This window comes from Dechloromonas sp. H13 (genome assembly GCF_009469615.1).
Classification (GTDB): domain Bacteria; phylum Pseudomonadota; class Gammaproteobacteria; order Burkholderiales; family Rhodocyclaceae; genus Azonexus.
In genome coordinates, this window is record NZ_SSXX01000007.1 from 1 (window position 1) to 17,577 (window position 17,577).

Here is a 17,577-nt window from a genome sequence, read left to right on the forward strand (position 1 = left end):
GACCTCGTTCCGTGACCTGCTTGACCGCCTCGATCCTGAATTCTTCCGGATAACGCTTGCTGCTCATGACTTCTCCTTTTGCCTAAGTTTAAGGCTACGGAGCGTCTAGAGGTTCCGGGGCGATTCATTGTGCGTATGTCATTCTTTGCGGACAGGGCATTTGCCGGAATGGGGCTGCGATCCAACATCCGTTGAGTGAGCAGGTTGGCAACCCAGAACCATAACCCGGCGATAACAATGGAAGTCATGCACAACCAGGCTTGCAACTCCGTCAGCCCAATTGCTTGGGGAATAGTAATGTCATCCCGGACGGCGGTGCGGATCAAATGCCTGCCAAGAATCCAGCCAGCGACATGGGTCACGGCCCAGAATATCCACCAAGTAAGCAGTACGCCGGAGCCACTCTCCTTTTTCCAGTCATCAGAGGCATCGTACCCATTGCTACCCGCCTTGTAGATTTCGTTGATGATCTGGTACGGCTTGAACATGTTAAAGATCGGGATGATCCAGCCGGCAGCAGTCCAGCGCTCGTTCTTGAACCCGGTTGCCCCAATCGTCTGCTTTGCGAAGCTGTAGCAGGCATTCAGCCATTTCACCAAGCCCAGGCCAACACCGATCACGGTAAAAAATAGGAGCCTGGAGAAGCCATCCCAAAACTCAAGGCTGCTGATCATCGACTGATCAATGTTTCGGGCACCGGATTGCACCTCTCGCAATGTACCAACAGTCGAGAAGGCATTGAAACCGACAATAGCAGTGGCAGCGATGTCGATGCCGAGTAGGATGAAGAATAGCTTTTTCGCGCCTTCGAGTTGTTCGCGGCTCATGTCAATTCGCCTGTTCCAATACCAACTAGTAAATAACCCCACCCGAATAGCATACTCCAAGAGCCCCCGACTGACGGCATTAGAACGCAACCCGCGATACCCGCTTCTGGCCGGGTCGAGACGGAGCAGCCTTCAATTTGCTTGCTGAATACCGGACACTCGACTGGTTCTGAGGATGCCTTAGCTATAGGAATTGGATAGCCACCTCGACCGTCGCCTTTTGGCTGAGTTTTGATCAAACATCCGGTGTCAGATCAAGTCTGGATTTTTACGTCTGACGGTGCCTACGTTTTTGCGAAACAGATTCACCCGCCCCCGATCAGGTGATCCCACAGTCCAGTCAGCCGCCGATTCACCAGCCCAAGGCTTTGCGCCATCCCGGCCAGCGCTGCATTCACGAAAGCATCGTGTTCAGCCCGCAGCCGTTCAAAGGTGCGCCAGTGCATGCCCTTCGGTTTCCGACCGCTGCCGTTCAGGATACCCGGCTCCCACCCTAGCTGCCGCCGGATGGTGTCGGCCCGCCGTACCGCCCGGTCATGGTCAGGTTCCCGTTGGCAGTCATAGACCAGCCTATGACAGTGCCGACAGGCAAACCTGCTGCCGCCGTACAGGATCGCCACCCGTCGCCCGCAGCCTGGCGCCGGACAGCGAAACCACGCCCGCCGCCCGCCCAGGTTGCAGGGTGTCCATGCCACCCGCACCGGGTATTCCATCGCCTGCCACTCGCCGCCGTTGCTTCGGCTTCGATAGTCGAGAATTAAGCGGTCGACTTCCGTTCTGATCTGGATTGAGGCCACCGTTTCGCCATGACGCATCCAGTTCCAGCCGAAAGCCTGTCCGGGTATCAGCAGCCCATCACGTTGCAGCCGCCGAACATCAAGCGCCCGCATATCACTGGTTGTGTTCTTGCCGCGTTGCCCGCGTCCGCTACCATAGCCGCCCATGATTTTTTTCCTTTCGAGATTTGCCTAAATCATTTGGCAAGTTTGCAATGATGTTTTTGCCGATTCTTGCCGAAATCCTCGCCCCGTATGGCATTGCGCCGGTTTTGACAGTCTCCGGTCTCATGCTCCGCGAAGCTGTTTTAGCTTCAAAAGCATGGCTAAAGTGCGCTCGAATTTCCGGTCAAGGTGCGTTTCGTAGCGGTTCAATTGCTCCAATCGGTGCGCCGGTAGCCCCTCACCGAGGGTTTGCGCCTTGATCGCCGGGGTAAATCGCGCCTCGCGCTCCATGCGCAAGCAGATTGGCTCCAAGGTTTCGCGGATGAATTGCGCAAGCCCGTCGGCAGTCGCCGGGTAGCTTTCATCCTCGACATGCTCCTCCCAATAGTCGCGGGACTCTGGAAGCAGCGCCCGACGCGCCTTGGTGTAGGCATTCGGCCCGCCCTTGCGGAGGATCGCCGCCGCTTTCTTGGTTGCTTCAAGGTCGAGCATTGCATCCCGCTGACGCTCGGCAAGCTCTTCGGGTGTTCCATCCATGAATTCCCGTAAGTCGGAAGTCTCGTCGGCCAGGCCACGCTGAAACGGTGCGGCTGCGGTAATCACCGACTTTGCACTGTTGACCGCGCTTTTCAAGCCTTCGTTAATTCTCGCGCCTTCGGCCAGCAAGACCCGCCGCTTTCGCCAAATGATGGTCGCCAGCTCTTCAATCAGGTGCCGTTCGGTCATGCCCGCCGGTCGGTGTTCATCGACCAGCGCCGCCAGCATGTCGGCAAACTCGCTGTAGCTCTCATGGGCCAGGACAACCAAGCGCGAAAGGATGCCATGTTTTAGGGCGTTACCTTTGACTGGCTCATAGTTCCCGGCCTTCACGACGGGGGCGGATTCCTCCACGGTCGGAAATAGCACTATCGGATTGGTGCCGTCTGTTTTGGTCATTGCCCAGCCCTCCATCGATCGCAAGATGCCCCACGATCAGCAGGAAGCCGCCGCAAAGGATGATTCGCACCATAGGCATGGGGTAGGTCATCCCGCCCCCCGCAATAGCCTTCTGATTTGCCGGGGCGTGCCAAGTGTTGGCAGCATCCGCAAGCTTTCACCATGCCCACCACAGGCGCAGCTATGGTAATGCCTCGATCCTCGGCAATCGTTCGATAGCAGGGCAAAGCGCCATCAGGATCAGCGAGTGCCACGGCCAATGCTTCGGCCTGGTCGTCGTCGGTGTCGTTGGCGTAGATCGCCTGTACCAGCGCCGTGATTTCCTCGGCTTCGGCCTTGGTCGCCTTGCGCTGCGTACGTTCGGCTATCGGTTCCGCTGCTACCGCACCGGGGTAATAGGCCAGCGGCGCCGCATGATCCACGGCAGGCGCAAACGTCACCGGCAGGTCGTCCCGGTCAGTGAAATGAAACAGCCAGGCATTGAACAGCGCCCAATCGTCCGCACTGATATTCTGCGAGGTATCAGGGGTATCAAGGGTGCAAGCCTTATTTGGCGCGGGTTTCGCTGATACCTCTGGCGGGTTGCATGAGGTATCAGAGGTATCAACTTCCCTGCCTTCCAATTTCAACAGCAGATCAGCAAGCGCCATGATCGCCCCCCAGCTTCTCAGCTTGAACCGGGTAGAGCTTCATTCCGTGCCCGCAAATGCGGTAGAACTTCGCCCGCTTGCCATCCGCCCCAGGCACCGGCAGCGCGCCTGCTTCCTGCAACACATCCAGCGCCCGGTTGAAATCAAAGCCCTTCAAGGCTTCGCGCATTCCCTCCGCAGTAAAGAGATATTCGCGGCTATCGTTGCTTTCTTTCCACCATCCAGCCCGGTCACGTATCGGTGCCTCGCTGGTCGCGTCCGCATCGGAGAATCTCCCGCTGCCATGCCGTTCAATGAAGCCGGAAACCTTCTCAAGAATCTGCCGCCGCTCATCGTTTCCTTTGCCGCGCATGGCCCGCCATACCCTGAAGCCTTCCGCTGCCGCCTTGATGGCTTCGCCTTCCGGCCAGCCGGTAATGCCGTATTCGGTCGCCACTTCACCCGCCAGCGCCAGCAAGGCAAAGCGGCCCGCTGCTCGTTTGTCCTGCCCTTCGCCACCTTCGGCAGAAAGTACGGGCAAGCCTTTGATCCTTTCGAGCAGGGCGCAGAAGTCCCGGTTGTCGCGGGTCAGCTTTTCAAGGAAGACCCGCCCAGCGTGTCCGTGGTGCGTTACGGATGCCCGCTTGATCGCATCCGAAAACGCTGTGCCGCTCGGCAGGTCGTGCAGGCTGTCCCAGGCGCCGAACGTTCGCGCCGCAGGTATATCCAGCAGGCGCACCGCTTGCCCTGCTTTGGCCCGGTGCCCGCCTTCGAGCATCGTTGTGGCAATGCTCCGCTCCCCGCTCGACAGGATGAAACAGCGCCAGCGAGTGACGCCCCGCGCATTGCCGGATCGCCCGGCCCGTTGCTTGCCGCGCCCGTTGCCCAGGCTATAGACAATGGCGCCCACCTCTCGCGGATCGCATTCGCTGATTTCGTCCAGCGCCAGCAGACAATCATTGAACAGTGCCGCCGCACCTTCCATGCCATTGGCCGTAGCTCGCCAACTGCGCCGATAGTTCGGCCCGCCCCAGACAGAACAACCCGCCTCTAGCAAGGTCGTTTTGCCGGTGGATGAATCGCCTACGAAATGAACGCCGCCGCCTTCCGCATTGCACCGCGCCAACATCGGCCCGGCAAAAGATGCCGACAGCGCCAGCAGCAAAAGCGGATTACCGACAGCTCGCGCCGAAATATCCACCTGCCAGGATTGCAGGCTTCCGCCTGTCGTGTGTTCGTCGTGCCCACGTTCGCCGCTCTGGAAGATCACGCCGGAAGCCTTCGGCCCGATCACTGCATCAGGCAGCACAAACGAACCATCGCACCATCCGACTTGCAGGGCGCAGCGCATCCGGCGTTTTGGCGGCTTGGCTTGTAGGTAGGATGCCAGCAGGTTCCGCGCCTTGGCTGACGGGTCGATTTCCACGCCCATGCTCAACAGTTCGCCGCGCATGTCATCGCCCGCACCTCTGAGCAAATCCATCGGCATGGCCCATTCACGCCAACGGCCCAAGGTGTTTTTGAAGCGCAACAACCGCCCGAAATTGTTGTCGCTGCCGTCAAAGGTCACGGCTTCCACGCGCACCGGGGAACAAACCCAGGACTGCACCGGGTTGCCGTCCTTATCCGTGCTGAAATACCAAACCCCGGCCCGATACTTGGCCCCACCATGTTCCAGCCAGTCATCAAAGACGCGATAGGCCGGGCGCTCGATTTCGGTAGGAACTGGGTTTTCCGCTTGGTTTGATACCTCTGATACCTCACCGTTTTCGTTCGGGGTATCAGCCAAAGGCCCGTCGTTACTGGCTTGCACCTCTGATACCTCTGATACCTCCGTTTCTGCAACTTCGTTGATTTCTTGCCTCTCAGGCTCAACCAACCCGGCGATCGCCTGCCGTACCGCTTCAGCCCCACAAAGCGCCGCCATGTCGTTGAAGTCAGTTGCCCCCGCTGGCCGATCAGTGCCGAAGTCAGGCAGTGCCAACAAGCCGCCAACAGAGCGCGCCGCTTCGGTTGCTGCCGTCAGGCCGGGGTTACCTTCGGTCTGGGTGTCGTCATCGGCGCACAGGATCAAAGGCAGGTCGGGAAACCTGTCGCGCATCGCCTTGGCCACCGCGCCTACGTTCCCGGCATTGAACGCCACCGCTACGGGGTAGCCCGTCGTTTCATGGATCGTTGCGCCGGTTGCGAAGCCTTCGGCAATACACAGCGCCGCCGCGCCCTTGGGGTTGCCAATGCTGAAGTAACAGCCTTTTACCCGTCCGCCCGTCAAAAAGCGCTTATCGCCATCTGGCCCGATGAATTGCAGCGAGTGAATATCGCCATCGGCTCGCATCGGGATCAGCAGAGCATCGTTGTACAGCTTCGCACCGCTGGCCTTGATACCTTTGCGGATCAGATACGGATGGTCGTCGGGCGGTTCGCCCCTCTGCCAGATCGCCTCCGCCTTGGCCTTGGCTTCCGACTTGCGCCGGGCTTCTTCGGCTTCACGTTCGCGCCGCATGACTTCCACATTGGCCAGGTGTGCTGCTTCTTCGCCAGCCGTCAGCGTGCGACCAATGTCGGCCCGCCAGGTCTGCATGATTCCGGTGCGCCAGTCGCCAAAGCTCCCGGCAGGAATACCGTCGTCGTGCAGCAGATACCAGCCTGCATCGTCGGCTTTCTTGCCGTTGCTGGAAAAGCGGCGCAGCTTGCCATCGGCTTCAATGGCAGCCGGGGGAATCAGGCCCGCCGCTTGGATAGCATCGCGGAATTGCCCGATAGGATCAATCTGCATCTTCACTCTCGTCTTCCTCAAAGAAGCCAGGACGCGGCCATTCCGGCGAACCCAGGGAATACAGGGCAGCATTGCGCCGGATCACACCGCGAAATTCGACTTCCGGCAGGATGGTCGTCAGGATGTTGAAGCCCATCGCCTGCAGGTTATGCACCCGCGCCGCCGTTTCTGGAATGGCATGGTCGGCATTCAGCACGAACGAAACCACGGGCTGAAGCTGGCGGATCAGGCCATACACCTCTGCACATTGGCCGGTCACGATTGGCGGGGTACTAGTGCGGTTATCGAATGTGGTTTTCGAAGCCGTGCCTGTACCTACCGCTTGTGCGGCTTTTTTATTTTTGTTGTCCATATCGCCACCTCAGACTTTGGCGGCCATTACACAACTTTTTGCAGCCTTGCCTCGTGGCGGGCGAGGTGTCGCAAGTCGGCTGGTGAGAAAGTCCGCAAGCGAATCGCCGTCAATGCGAGTCATCCGGTAGCCAAGTTTCGTGGCCTTGACTTTTCCTTCACGAATCCAACGATGAACCTGGGAAACACTGGAATCTGTTGCGGTTGCTACGGTTTCAGGCGAGAGCGCCTTACCGCGATGTTGTTCGAATGACATGCTGTTCTCCTAGTCGGAGCCATCAGCGCCTTGTGGCGCTGAACTGGCATGTCTGTCTATTTACTGCATATGCCAGCATTTCAATTACCTGTCAGGTGACAGGTAATTGGGTGTCGGACACCTTATTGGGTGTCAGGTAACACCCGAAACCATTGCGGTGCCTAGGTTTTCTGGGTGTCACCCGAAAGGTCAAAGTGCTCGGCGATAATCGCCCCAAAAACATGTGCCTCGCGATCATTCATTGCCAGTGAAACCTCTTTCAGCCATGCCCTAACGTCAATAGTTAGCTTTGGCTGCTCGGTTTTGTAGTCAGGGTAACGGCTAGGAAATGCGGAAATCGCCCGTTGCAGTCTGCGGAAGATGTCGCCGCGAATTTCTATTTTCGGCGCGTCGTAGGGCTGAGATACCTTGGTAACTTCACTTGAGACAGGCAGTATTCTTATAGTTGCGGAAGCCGGTTCATTAGGAGGGCAAGTCTCTTTTATTTCCTGGAATGCATATTCCCGCTCAAAAGCAATGACGTCTTCAATGGCGACAACATGCACCGCCCTGTCCGGAAAATGAGAAGCAATGAATCTCTCAACGCACGCATATATCTCTGCTTGCGGCATCAAGCGTGTTACATCGTCGAGATAAATATTTACCCGAACCTCGCGCCCAAAATGTATGCCATCAATCAAATACCCCAGCCCCTCTGAAGGCATGAGATCAAAATCTGTTCCATATGGAGATTCAATGATATCGAACGAGACGTACTCGGCATCTGGCCCTCCCTCAAGCACAGCCATTTTGCTACGCTTGGTTAGTTGGCCAGTTTCAAATAGATGATTGATGTCGTCTGGTGACACTTCCCATCTCGCCGCCAACTGATCAACTGTAAAAAAGCACCTTTCAGGCAATTTGATTTTCATAGCGTCCCTTTCACGCTTTGCCCTCAATCAGAAGCCGCGCCGCCGGGTAAGGGTCGCCCGGTTTTCCCTCCGTCGAGGTAGGCGCGGCAAACTCGTTGTTATGCCACGTTTGGCATCTTGACCACGGTCGCCAGCGCCTTCCCGGCTTCGCGGTCGTTCATGAAACCGAGCCACAACTCAGCAGCAGCACGGCGGTGATCGATGAAGTCGGCCTTGTCATACACGGCATCCATGCCCTCCAAGGCATGATCTAGGTAGCGCTGCCGGGTCTCGTAATCGACCCGCAAGGCTGACAGCCAGGATTTACAGGTCGACCGCAGATCGTGGGGTGTGACGCGGCGCCAGTCTTGGCCGCATCCCTGCATCTTGTCGAGCCAGTCGCCGACCGTGATCCGCTTTGACATCGGGTTGCGTGCATCACTATGGCGTCGTGATTCGACGGGCAACAGATACTCGCTGCGGCCAGCCAGCTTGATCAACTCACGAAGCCAGTCGACCGCAGCGGGCGGCAATGGAATGACGAATGGACCGGTTGTGTGCCGTCGATTCTTGCGCCGCTCCCAAGGCACCGACCACAGCCCGGCATCAAGGTCGAATTCCGCAATCTTCGCTTCGGTCAGCGTACTGACTCGAACACCGGTCAGCAGCAACAATCGTATCGCCAGGGCGTACTGCCTCGGGATCGTCTCCAGAGCAGGCAGGAAGGAGCCCAATTCGATAGCAGTCAGGGCGGTGCGTTGCTTCGGAGCATCCTGCTTTCCGACGATGGCCGATAGCTTCAGATCGCGGCACGGGTTTGCATCACAAACGCCATTTCCCACGGCGTGGTGGAATAGCTGGGCAATGTGAATCAGCGTGATATTAGGCAGCGTCTTTCCAGCGGACAGGCTCTTCGCTACTGCCTCGCGGACATGGCTGGGTGTGACCGCAGCGGCGGGGAACGTGCCAATCACCGGAGAAACGAAGCGCTCATGAATGCTGCGTCGTTGCTTGAAAGTGTGCTTGTGCATCTCCTTTTCGGCCTTCTCGAAATAGGCAGCGGCCAGCTCGTCCAGGGTAACGGCTTCGGCGGAAACCATCTTGTCCATCCGCTTCTGAGTCGCAACGTCGACGCCCTCATCAACAGCCCGGCGCAACTCTTTCGCCTTCTCGCGCGCATCCGCAATCCCCCACGCCGGGAACTGACCAATGGTGACTTCCTTCTGCTTGCCGGCGGTTCGATAACGCACCACCCATGAAGCCGTTCCCACCTTGGAGGCGGTTAGCGTCAGGCCGGGAATGAATCCATCGGCCTGCGTTGCAGTACGCCCCTCGCGCTTGGCTTTCGCGATCAGCGCCCGAACTTCCTTGTCAGTTATCCCTGCCACTTTTCGCCCGTTCCTTCCATTGACGATGCAGTGCTACTCGTTTCGCCTTACTTGCCGACTGCCACCATTGCTCAATCCACTCATGAACCTGAACAAGTTGCTGCTCCAATGCCTTCACCTCAGCGATTAGCAGCGCCTCTTCCTTTTCCAGCTTTGCCAATTCCTTGTTAGCCTGCTTTTCCTCAGCCACATCCACACCGTTCGCCACGCTTACGCGAAACCCGGCTGCAATCTCTCGTGCCTCGGCTATAGCGATTTTCGGATATGGCCCGATTGCAACAGCCTTGTGCTTGCCGGCCAGCCAGTATCGAAAACGCCAGGCGGCATAGCCAGTTCCGGAAACGAGCATCGTCAAGCCAGGAACCGTTCCATCGGCTTGCGTGACCCGACGACCAGCCTTGATTGCATCAACAACCAACCCGCGAACCATCCTGTCCGTAATTCCAGCCATCGCCACCTCGACGAATCACCCCGAAACGCGCATCGTTACTTGGTTTTTGCCACACTGAGTAGCCAGCCAAAAGCTCTTGAGTAGCTAGCCCCGTATCTGGCTACTCACGCATTATGCGCAGCACTGCCTCTAATGGCAACTTACAGACGTAAAAAAGCCCGGATTTACCGGGCTTTGCAAGGTTTCGTGCGTCTTACTGCTACGCACTGAAAACCAGCTTTACATCAGCAGGAGTAGTAGAGGTCGAATTCCACGGGGTGCGTGGTCATGCGGACCTTGTTGACTTCGTCCATCTTCAGGTTGATGTAGGCATCGATCCAGTCGTTGGAGAAGACGCCGCCGCGGGTCAGGAACTCGCGATCCTTGTCCAGCGCAGCCAGGGCTTCTTCCAGGGAGGCGCAAACGGTCGGGATCAGCGCGTCCTCTTCCGGCGGCAGGTCGTACAGGTTCTTGTCGGCCGGATCGCCCGGGTGGATCTTGTTCTGGATGCCGTCCAGACCGGCCATCAGCAGCGCCGAGAAGCACAGGTACGGGTTGGCGATCGGATCCGGGAAGCGGGTTTCGATGCGGCGTGCCTTGGTCGAAGCGACGTACGGAATGCGGATCGAGGCGGAACGGTTCTTGGCGGAATAGGCCAGCTTGACCGGCGCTTCGTAGTGCGGCACGAGGCGCTTGTACGAGTTGGTGCCCGGGTTGGTGATGGCGTTCAGGGCCTTGGCATGCTTGATGATGCCGCCGATGTAGAACAGGGCCAGCTCGGACAGGCCGGCGTAGCCGTCGCCCGCGAACAGGTTCTTGCCGTCCTTCCAGATCGACTGGTGAACGTGCATGCCGGAACCGTTGTCGCCAACGATGGGCTTCGGCATGAAGGTGGCGGTCTTGCCGTACTGGTGCGACACGTTGTGCACCACGTACTTCAGGATCTGGGTCCAGTCGGCGCGCTTGACCAGGGTGGAGAAGACGGTGCCGATTTCGCACTGGCCGGCAGTGGCGACTTCGTGGTGGTGGACTTCGACCGGCACGCCGAGGGCCTCGAGGGCCAGAACCATGGCGGAGCGGATGTCATGCAGGCTGTCGACCGGGGGAACCGGGAAGTAGCCGCCCTTGACGGTCGGACGGTGGCCGGTGCCGCCGCCGCCTTCGCTCTTCTCGCCGGAGGTCCAGGCGGCTTCCGAAGAGTAGATCTTCAGCGCGCAGCCGGACATGTCGACGTTCCATTCGACGGAGTCGAAGATGAAGAATTCGGGTTCCGGACCGAAGTAGGCGGTGTCGCCGACGCCGGAGGACTTCAGGTAGGCTTCGGCGCGCTTGGCGATGGAGCGCGGATCGCGGTCGTAGCCACGGCCGTCGGCGGGATCGACGACGTCACAGGTCAGAACGACGGTGGTTTCGTCGAAGAACGGATCGACGTAGGCGGTGTCCGGGTCAGGCATCAGCTGCATGTCGGAGGCTTGGATGCCCTTCCAGCCGGCGATCGAGGAACCGTCGAAAGCGTGGCCGTTTTCAAACTTGTCTTCGTCAAAAGCGGAGACCGGCACGGTGACGTGCTGTTCCTTGCCACGGGTATCGGTAAAACGGAAATCGACGAACTTGGCGTCGTTTTCCTTGACCATCTTCATCACGTCTTGCGGGGTTGCCATAAGCGTCAGTCTCCTAACTAAACAAGATGCCGGCGGAACCGGCGACAATCAAAAAAATCGCAACGGGACGGATTTAGCAGAAAGTGTGCCAATGCCTGTCTGCGGAACTTCACATTTTGCCACAAGGAGATGCGGCATATCGCCAGAGTTTTGACGCACCAATTTTGTGCCAACATTTGATGAATAGCACTAATTTGGTGCGATGTGAAAATTCAGGGAAATGCTGCGGATTGCCGGGTGATCCTTGATGCGTTCGGCCAGCACGCCCTCGGCCAGGCGCAGCGCCGGCAGGCTGGCGAACGAATCGTGCAGCAGGAAGACCTCCACCTCGACGCGCCCGCCGAGATAGTGGAGCACGACGCGCTCGGGCGGCGGCAGATCGGCCAGCAGTTTCGCCAGTTCATCGAGCAGCGCCTCGCGCGACGGCAGGCGGGCGACGGTGAAATCCGGGTCGAGATCGTCTTCCGGATCGATGTGAACCAGCACGTCGAGCACCGCCGGGTGTTCGCGCAGCACACGCGCGCGCGCTGACTCGGCAATGCGATGCCCCTCCGAGACGCTGATCCGGGCATCCACCTGGACATGGGCGTCGACCAGCGCCTGGTGCGCCATGCGCCGGGTGCGCAGCGCATGCAGCCCGAGCACGCCCGGCGTCGCCAGCAGAGTCTTGCGGATCGCCTCGACCTGGGTGGCTTCGAGCCCGGTGTCGATCAGCTCCTTGAGCGCCCCCCAGGCCAGTCCGACACCCATGCGCAGGATCATAAAGCCCATCAGTGCCGCCGCCAGCAGATCGAGAAAGCCCCAGCCGAGCAGCGCGCCGCCGATGCCGACGACGACGACCAGCGCCGACGCCGCATCGGCGCGCGTATGCAGCGCGTTGGCGATCAGTAGTTGCGAGCGCAAGCGCTCGGCGACGCGGATCAGGTAACGATAGAGCCCCTCCTTGGCCACCACGGTAGCGATGGCCACCCAGAAGGCGGACATCTCGACGGCCGGCAGGTATTCGACATGCTGCAGACGGAGGCCGGATTGCCATAGGATGCCGCCACCGATCAGCGCCAGCGAGGCGCCGAGGACCAGCGTGGCGGCCGTTTCGACGCGGGCATGGCCGTAGGGATGGGCGGCATCGGCCGGATGCGCGCTCTGCCGGCTGGCGTAGATGACGAGAAAATCCGAAAGCAGGTCGGAAAACGAATGCAGGCCGTGGGCGATCAGCGACTGGGAATGGGCGAGCCAGCCGACGACGATCTGCGCGACGGTCATCAGGAGGTTGACGGCAACGCTGACCCACGTCGCCCGTTGCGCCTCGGCGGCGCGCTCGGCCGGCAAGGCCCGTTGCGGCGGGTGATGGTGATGCTCGTGAGCCATGAGGTGTGCCCTATACTATTAGTCTCAGATTTTATCAGTTGAAGATTATGGGCAAGTTAACCGAGATCCTGACCCTGGCGCAGCAGCGCGGCAAGGCCATGGGCCTGCCGTACGAAGGCGCGCTGACGCCGCCGGAAGCGTTCGAGGTGCTGCGCCTGGCGCCTGGTGCCAAGGTGGTCGACGTGCGGACCCGGGCCGAATGGGACTGGGTCGGCCGGGTACCCGGCGCCGTCGAGATCGAATGGAACCAGTACCCGGGCGGCGCACGCAACCCGAATTTCCTGGCCGAACTGAAGCGGCAGGTTGATCCGGAATCCGTGGTCATGTTCCTCTGCCGCAGCGGCGCCCGCTCGGACGGCGCCGCCCGGCTCGCCACCGAGGCCGGCTACAACGACTGCTACAACATCCTCGAAGGATTCGAGGGCGACAAGGACGCCAATGGCCGACGCAACACCGTCGGCGGCTGGCGCCACGCCGGACTCCCCTGGCACCAGGGCTGACCCGGCCATCAGAACGACATTCCAGAGAACAGCATGCAATCGATCCCGATCGCCTTTACCCCGTTCAACAACCTGGCGGACGACGAGTGCCAGGAGCGCATCCGCGCCGCCCGCGCCAAGCTCGGCAAGAAGGCCGTCATCCTCTGCCACCACTACCAGCGCGCCGACATCTACCAGCACGCCGACCTCACCGGCGATTCGCTGAAGCTGTCCAAGCTGGCCGCGCAGACCGATTCCGAATACGTCGTCTTCTGCGGCGTGCACTTCATGGCCGAGGTCGCCGACATCATGACGGCGCCGCACCAGATCGCCATCCTGCCCGACCTCGCGGCCGGCTGCTCGATGGCCGACATGGCCAACCTCGCCAAGGTCGAGCGCTGCTGGCGCGAACTGGGTGAAGTGCTCGACGTCGAGAACGAGGTGACACCGGTCACCTACATCAACTCCGCCGCCGACCTCAAGGCCTTCTGCGGCGAGCACGGCGGCATCGTGTGCACCTCGTCGAACGCCGGCACGATTGCCAAATGGGCTTTCGAGCGCCGCCCGAAAGTGCTGTTCTTCCCCGACCAGCATCTCGGCCGGTGGACCGGCTACCAGATGGGTTTCCCGATGGACGAGATGGTCGTCTGGGACCCCGATCTCGAACTGGGCGGCCTGACGGTCGAGCAGATCAGGAAGGCCAGAATCCTGCTGTGGAAGGGCCACTGCTCGGTGCACCAGATGTTCCAGAAATCGCACATCGACGCGTTCCGCGCCAAGTACCCGGACGGCCTGGTGATCGCCCACCCGGAGTGCAATTTCGAGGTCTGCGCTGCTTCCGACTACGTCGGCTCGACCGAGCACATCGTCAAGACCATCAAGGAAGCGCCGGCCGGCACGCGCTGGCTGGTCGGCACCGAGCTCAACCTGGTCGACCGCCTGGCCAAGGAAGTCCTGCCGCAGAACAAGATCGTCCAGTTCATGGCGACCACCATCTGCATGTGCTCGACCATGCAGCGCATCGACCCGCAGCATCTGGCGTGGACGCTGGAAAACCTGGTCGACGGCAAGGTGGTCAACCAGATCAAGGTGCCCGAGCACGAGGCCAAGCTGGCCCGCCTGGCCCTCGACCGGATGCTGGCGATTTCCTGAGCCGCCATGAGCAAGCCGGCGCTGCACGTCACGACCTTCAACATCCACAAGGGCTTCTCGCAATTCAACCGGCGGATGATGGTGCATGAGCTGCGCGAGCGGCTGCGCCGGCTCAACCCGGACATCGTCTTCCTGCAGGAGGTGCAGGGCCTGCACCTCGGCCACGCGGAAAATCACGACGACTGGCCGGATGCGCCGCAGCACGAGTTTCTCGCCGAGGACGTCTGGCACGCCTCGGCCTACGGCCACAACATGGTTTACGACCACGGCCACCACGGCAACGCCATCCTCTCGCGCTTTCCCATCCTGCACGCGCACAACCAGGACGTCACCCACCTGCAGTTCGAGAAGCGCGGCCTGCTGCATTGCCGCATCGCGCTGCCCGATGGCCCGGCGGCACACTGCGTCTGCGTGCACCTGTCACTGTTCGGCTATTCGCGCCGGCGCCAGATGACGGCGTTGGCCGACTACCTCGAGCGCCAGGCCGGCGACGACGCACCGCTGATCATCGCCGGCGACTTCAACGACTGGAGCAACCGCGCCGGCCAGCAGCTGACGCAACGCCTCGGCCTGACCGAAGTCTTCAGCCGGCACGACGGCGCACCCTGCCGCAGCTTTCCGGCCGCCCTGCCGATGTTCCGCCTCGACCGCATCTACGTGCGCGGCTTCGCGGTTCACCGCACCGAGGTGCACCACGGCCAGCCGTGGTCCGCCATTTCCGACCACGCCGCGCTGTCGGCCCACCTGGCGCGGCATGACCGCTGAGTTCCTGCCGGGCAACCGCCTGGCGTTGCTCAACTCCGGCGCCCAGTATTTCCCGGCCCTGCTCGCCGAAATCGAGGCGGCCGAAGCCGAGATCTACCTCGAAAGCTACATCTTCGCCGACGACGAGGTCGGCCATGCCGTTGCCAGCGCCCTGTGCCAGGCGGCCGCGCGCGGCGTCCAGGTGAATGTCACGGTCGACGGCTTCGGCGGGCGCAATTTCGCCACCGACTTCATGCCGCGGCTGGCCGAATCCGGCGTGCGCGCCATGATCTACCGCCCGGAAATCGGCCGCTTCCGGCTGCGCCGCCACCGCCTGCGGCGCCTGCACCGCAAGCTGGTCGTCATCGACGGGCGCGTCGCCTTCGTCGGCGGCATCAACATCATCGACGACGACAACGCGCCGGCCGACATGCGGCCGCGCTACGACTATGCCGTGCGCCTGGAAGGCCCGGTCCTGCGCCAGATGCACCACGCGGCCCGGCGCATGTGGGAGATCGTCGCCTGGGTCAATTTCAAGCACCGGTTCCGGCTGGAACGAGCGGTCACGACCTTCTGCGACGAAGCCGGGCACCAGGCGGCCGCCTTTCTCATCCGCGACAACATCCGCCATCGCCACGACATCCTGAACGCCTACCTCGATGCCATCGCCTCGGCGCAGCGCGAAATCCTCATCGCCAACGCCTACTTCCTGCCCGGCGTCCGCTTCGGCCGCGCCCTGCAGGCGGCGGCGCGCCGCGGCGTCCGCATCACCGTGCTGCTGCAGGGCAAGACCGACCATCCGCTGCTGCGCTTCGCCACCCAGGCGCTGTATGCCGCGGCGCTGGAAAACAGCATCCGCGTCTTCGAATATGAAAAGAGCTTCATGCACGCCAAGGTGGCGGTGGTGGACGGCTACTGGGCGACGGTCGGCTCGTCGAACATCGACCCCTTCAGCCTGCTGATCGCCAAGGAGGCCAACCTGGTGGTGCGCGATGCCGGCTTCGCCGGCGAACTGCAACGCAGCATCCACGACGCCATGGCCGACGGCGCGCGCGAAATGCTGCCGGAGGAATTGTCGCGGCAGCCCTTCCACTCCAAGCTGCTGCGCTGGCTGGCCTACGGCGTCGTGCGCCTGCTGGTCGGCCTCACCGGCTACGGCCCGAAGCACTGGCAGGCCGACGAGGAAACGCCCGGACTTACGGCGGATTCACCAGCGGAATAGCCAGCCGGCGCGGAATCGCGGCGCTCGACCAGTGCGCGTGCGCCCAGGCCCAGACGTCGCCGACGCCCACCCTCGCAAGTTCGTCGGGCGCCGCCTGACCGAGGAAACGCAGGGCGCGCACCAGCATCGCCGCCGCCTGCCCGGCTTCCAGCCCGGGCGCCAGCGTCTGCTTGGAGAGCTTCTCGCCGGCGGCGTTGGTCGCCACCGGCAGGTGCGCGTAGCGCGGCGTGGCATAGCCGAGACAGCGCTGCAGCCAGATCTGGCGCGGTGTCGAGGCAAGCAGGTCGGCGCCGCGCACGATGTCGGAAATGCCCTGAAATTCGTCGTCGACCGCAACCGCCAGCTGATAGGCGAAGAGGCCATCGGCGCGGCGCAGCACGAAGTCGCCGACATCGTGTTCGAGATGCTGGACGACCACCCCCTGCAGGCGGTCGACGAAGCCGGTCGCCGCATCGTCCACGCGCAGCCGCCAGGCCCGCGCGACGCGCCCGGCGGGCAGGCCGTTGCGGCAGGTGCCGGGATAGGCGAGGCCGCCATCGACCGCCGCGTGGGTCGCCGCATCGGCGATTTCCCGGCGCGAACAGGCGCAACCGTAGGCCAGCCCGGCCGCCTGCAGGCGTTCGAGCTCGGCCGCGTAAGCCGCCAGGCGCGTGCTCTGCCGGAGCACCGGGCCATCCCAGGCGAAACCGTAGGCTTCCAGCGTGGCCAGGATGCCGTCGGCGGCGCCAGGCACGTTGCGCGGCGTATCGACATCCTCCATGCGCACCAGCCATTCGCCGCCGTGCGCGCGGGCATCGAGATAGCTGCCGACGGCGGCCACCAGCGAGCCGAAGTGCAGCGGCCCGGTCGGCGACGGCGCGAAGCGGCCGCGGTAGGGCGGCACCGCCGCCATCAGGACGCGGCGGCGCCCCCGAGGGCGAGCGTGATGTGGATCGCCCCGTCCTCGCTGCGCTTGCTCAGCGGCCAGCCGCTCGCCGCGAAGACCTTGAGCATCGCGTTGTTGTACGGCAGGACCTCGGCCTCGAAACGGACGATGCCGCGTTCGCCGGCGATCCGCCCGAGATGCTGGAGCAGGCGGCGGGCGATGCCGAGGCCGTGGTAGTCCTCCTCGACGATGAAGGCGACTTCCGCGGCATCCGGCGCGAAGCGGCTGTAGCTGCCGGAAGCGATGATGATCTCGCGACCGCCTTCCATCAGCGTGACGACCAGGGCGACGCGGGTGTCGAAGTCCAGTTCGCGGATGGTCCGGTAGTCCTGTTCCGTCAGCCCGGTCTTGGGGCCGAAGAAGCGGGTGTACACCGACTCGTGGTCGAGCTTGGCGAAGGCCTCGGCGATCCGCTCGCCGTCGTCCGGGTGGAGGGCGCGGATCAGGACCTCGAGGCCATTGCGCAGCGTTTCGCGGACGGCGTAATGACGGGCGTCGGTCATTTTCAATACTCCTTGTTGGTAGCGGCAAGTCTAGCAGCACCCCGGCACGACCGCAGGCAATGGCCGACATCACGCCGCCCGGCACATTCACAAACCCGT

The 17,577-nt window shown here is 61.7% G+C and carries 18 protein-coding genes; 4 read left to right on the forward strand and 14 right to left on the reverse strand.

Annotated features, from left to right (window positions below):
* From GH660_RS14215 to GH660_RS14270, 12 genes are all read right to left on the reverse strand, one after another.
* On the reverse strand, positions 1 to 827 hold an 827-nt coding region (locus GH660_RS14215; RefSeq protein WP_153147349.1), incomplete at its 3' end, for a DUF4328 domain-containing protein.
* A gap of 305 nt (positions 828 to 1,132) precedes the next feature.
* The gene (locus tag GH660_RS14220; RefSeq protein WP_153147350.1) at positions 1,133 to 1,771 is read right to left on the reverse strand and encodes a hypothetical protein; all 639 of its coding nucleotides are present in this window, start codon (positions 1,769 to 1,771) and stop codon (positions 1,133 to 1,135) included.
* A 120-nt stretch (positions 1,772 to 1,891) separates the two neighbouring features.
* Positions 1,892 to 2,704: a hypothetical protein gene (locus GH660_RS14225; protein ID WP_228276505.1), complete on the reverse strand. Its 813-nt coding sequence runs from the start codon at positions 2,702 to 2,704 to the stop codon at positions 1,892 to 1,894.
* The gene (locus GH660_RS14230) at positions 2,701 to 3,354 is read right to left on the reverse strand and encodes a hypothetical protein (RefSeq protein WP_153147351.1); all 654 of its coding nucleotides are present in this window, start codon (positions 3,352 to 3,354) and stop codon (positions 2,701 to 2,703) included. Before GH660_RS14230 ends, GH660_RS14225 begins: the two co-directional genes overlap by 4 nt.
* A complete protein-coding gene (locus tag GH660_RS14235) occupies positions 3,341 to 6,109 on the reverse strand; it encodes a DUF927 domain-containing protein (RefSeq protein WP_153147352.1) in 2,769 nt (922 codons plus the stop codon). The genes GH660_RS14230 and GH660_RS14235 overlap by 14 nt, the downstream gene beginning before the upstream one ends.
* On the reverse strand, positions 6,099 to 6,461 hold the full coding sequence (locus GH660_RS14240; RefSeq protein WP_153147353.1) for a helix-turn-helix domain-containing protein: 363 nt from the start codon (positions 6,459 to 6,461) through the stop codon (positions 6,099 to 6,101). Before GH660_RS14240 ends, GH660_RS14235 begins: the two co-directional genes overlap by 11 nt.
* 9 nt (positions 6,462 to 6,470) lie before the next feature.
* Positions 6,471 to 6,716: a helix-turn-helix domain-containing protein gene (locus GH660_RS14245; protein WP_153147354.1), complete on the reverse strand. Its 246-nt coding sequence runs from the start codon at positions 6,714 to 6,716 to the stop codon at positions 6,471 to 6,473.
* Positions 6,717 to 6,877: 161 nt separating this feature from the next.
* On the reverse strand, positions 6,878 to 7,627 hold the full coding sequence (locus tag GH660_RS14250) for a hypothetical protein (protein ID WP_153147355.1): 750 nt from the start codon (positions 7,625 to 7,627) through the stop codon (positions 6,878 to 6,880).
* 98 nt (positions 7,628 to 7,725) lie between these two features.
* Entirely contained in the window at positions 7,726 to 8,994 is a 1,269-nt protein-coding gene (locus GH660_RS14255) for a site-specific integrase (protein WP_153147356.1), read from the reverse strand.
* Positions 8,978 to 9,445: an integrase arm-type DNA-binding domain-containing protein gene (locus GH660_RS14260; protein ID WP_153147357.1), complete on the reverse strand. Its 468-nt coding sequence runs from the start codon at positions 9,443 to 9,445 to the stop codon at positions 8,978 to 8,980. The genes GH660_RS14255 and GH660_RS14260 overlap by 17 nt, the downstream gene beginning before the upstream one ends.
* Positions 9,446 to 9,669: 224 nt before the next feature.
* Entirely contained in the window at positions 9,670 to 11,085 is a 1,416-nt protein-coding gene (gene glnA, locus GH660_RS14265; RefSeq protein WP_153147358.1) for a type I glutamate--ammonia ligase, read from the reverse strand.
* 189 nt (positions 11,086 to 11,274) lie between these two features.
* A complete protein-coding gene (locus GH660_RS14270) occupies positions 11,275 to 12,453 on the reverse strand; it encodes a cation diffusion facilitator family transporter (protein ID WP_153147359.1) in 1,179 nt (392 codons plus the stop codon).
* Positions 12,454 to 12,500: 47 nt separating this feature from the next.
* On the opposite strand from GH660_RS14270, the gene GH660_RS14275 reads away from it, so the two are divergent.
* Genes GH660_RS14275 through clsB form a run of 4 tightly spaced genes read left to right on the forward strand, consistent with a single transcriptional unit; the run spans position 12,501 to position 16,050 of the window.
* Entirely contained in the window at positions 12,501 to 12,953 is a 453-nt protein-coding gene (locus GH660_RS14275; protein ID WP_153147360.1) for a rhodanese-like domain-containing protein, read from the forward strand.
* Between the two features lie 33 nt (positions 12,954 to 12,986).
* Complete coding sequence (nadA, locus tag GH660_RS14280; RefSeq protein WP_153147361.1) at positions 12,987 to 14,084, forward strand: quinolinate synthase NadA; 1,098 nt, start codon at positions 12,987 to 12,989, stop codon at positions 14,082 to 14,084.
* A 6-nt stretch (positions 14,085 to 14,090) separates the two neighbouring features.
* On the forward strand, positions 14,091 to 14,849 hold the full coding sequence (locus GH660_RS14285; protein WP_153147362.1) for an endonuclease/exonuclease/phosphatase family protein: 759 nt from the start codon (positions 14,091 to 14,093) through the stop codon (positions 14,847 to 14,849).
* Positions 14,839 to 16,050 carry a cardiolipin synthase ClsB gene (clsB, locus tag GH660_RS14290; protein WP_153147363.1) on the forward strand — a complete coding sequence of 404 codons (1,212 nt, stop codon included), beginning with the start codon at positions 14,839 to 14,841 and terminating at the stop codon, positions 16,048 to 16,050. The genes GH660_RS14285 and clsB overlap by 11 nt, the downstream gene beginning before the upstream one ends.
* Here the strand turns inward: clsB and gluQRS are convergent.
* On the reverse strand, positions 16,025 to 16,942 hold the full coding sequence (gene gluQRS, locus GH660_RS14295; RefSeq protein WP_153147364.1) for a tRNA glutamyl-Q(34) synthetase GluQRS: 918 nt from the start codon (positions 16,940 to 16,942) through the stop codon (positions 16,025 to 16,027). The two genes, clsB and gluQRS, sit on opposite strands and share 26 nt — an antisense overlap.
* Entirely contained in the window at positions 16,942 to 17,478 is a 537-nt protein-coding gene (locus GH660_RS14300) for a GNAT family N-acetyltransferase (protein ID WP_153147365.1), read from the reverse strand. Before GH660_RS14300 ends, gluQRS begins: the two co-directional genes overlap by 1 nt.
* Between the last annotated feature and the right edge of the window lie 99 nt (positions 17,479 to 17,577).

Coding starts and splice junctions, on each gene's coding strand:
- GH660_RS14220 (WP_153147350.1), bottom strand. CDS start 1,771: ATGGGCGGCTATGGTAGCGGACGCGGGCAACGCGGCAAGAACACAACC.
- GH660_RS14225 (WP_228276505.1), bottom strand. CDS start 2,704: ATGACCAAAACAGACGGCACCAATCCGATAGTGCTATTTCCGACCGTG.
- GH660_RS14230 (WP_153147351.1), bottom strand. CDS start 3,354: ATGGCGCTTGCTGATCTGCTGTTGAAATTGGAAGGCAGGGAAGTTGAT.
- GH660_RS14235 (WP_153147352.1), bottom strand. CDS start 6,109: ATGCAGATTGATCCTATCGGGCAATTCCGCGATGCTATCCAAGCGGCG.
- GH660_RS14240 (WP_153147353.1), bottom strand. CDS start 6,461: ATGGACAACAAAAATAAAAAAGCCGCACAAGCGGTAGGTACAGGCACG.
- GH660_RS14245 (WP_153147354.1), bottom strand. CDS start 6,716: ATGTCATTCGAACAACATCGCGGTAAGGCGCTCTCGCCTGAAACCGTA.
- GH660_RS14250 (WP_153147355.1), bottom strand. CDS start 7,627: ATGAAAATCAAATTGCCTGAAAGGTGCTTTTTTACAGTTGATCAGTTG.
- GH660_RS14260 (WP_153147357.1), bottom strand. CDS start 9,445: ATGGCTGGAATTACGGACAGGATGGTTCGCGGGTTGGTTGTTGATGCA.
- glnA (WP_153147358.1), bottom strand. CDS start 11,085: ATGGCAACCCCGCAAGACGTGATGAAGATGGTCAAGGAAAACGACGCC.
- GH660_RS14270 (WP_153147359.1), bottom strand. CDS start 12,453: ATGGCTCACGAGCATCACCATCACCCGCCGCAACGGGCCTTGCCGGCC.
- GH660_RS14275 (WP_153147360.1), top strand. CDS start 12,501: ATGGGCAAGTTAACCGAGATCCTGACCCTGGCGCAGCAGCGCGGCAAG.
- nadA (WP_153147361.1), top strand. CDS start 12,987: ATGCAATCGATCCCGATCGCCTTTACCCCGTTCAACAACCTGGCGGAC.
- GH660_RS14285 (WP_153147362.1), top strand. CDS start 14,091: ATGAGCAAGCCGGCGCTGCACGTCACGACCTTCAACATCCACAAGGGC.
- clsB (WP_153147363.1), top strand. CDS start 14,839: ATGACCGCTGAGTTCCTGCCGGGCAACCGCCTGGCGTTGCTCAACTCC.
- gluQRS (WP_153147364.1), bottom strand. CDS start 16,942: ATGGCGGCGGTGCCGCCCTACCGCGGCCGCTTCGCGCCGTCGCCGACC.
- GH660_RS14300 (WP_153147365.1), bottom strand. CDS start 17,478: ATGACCGACGCCCGTCATTACGCCGTCCGCGAAACGCTGCGCAATGGC.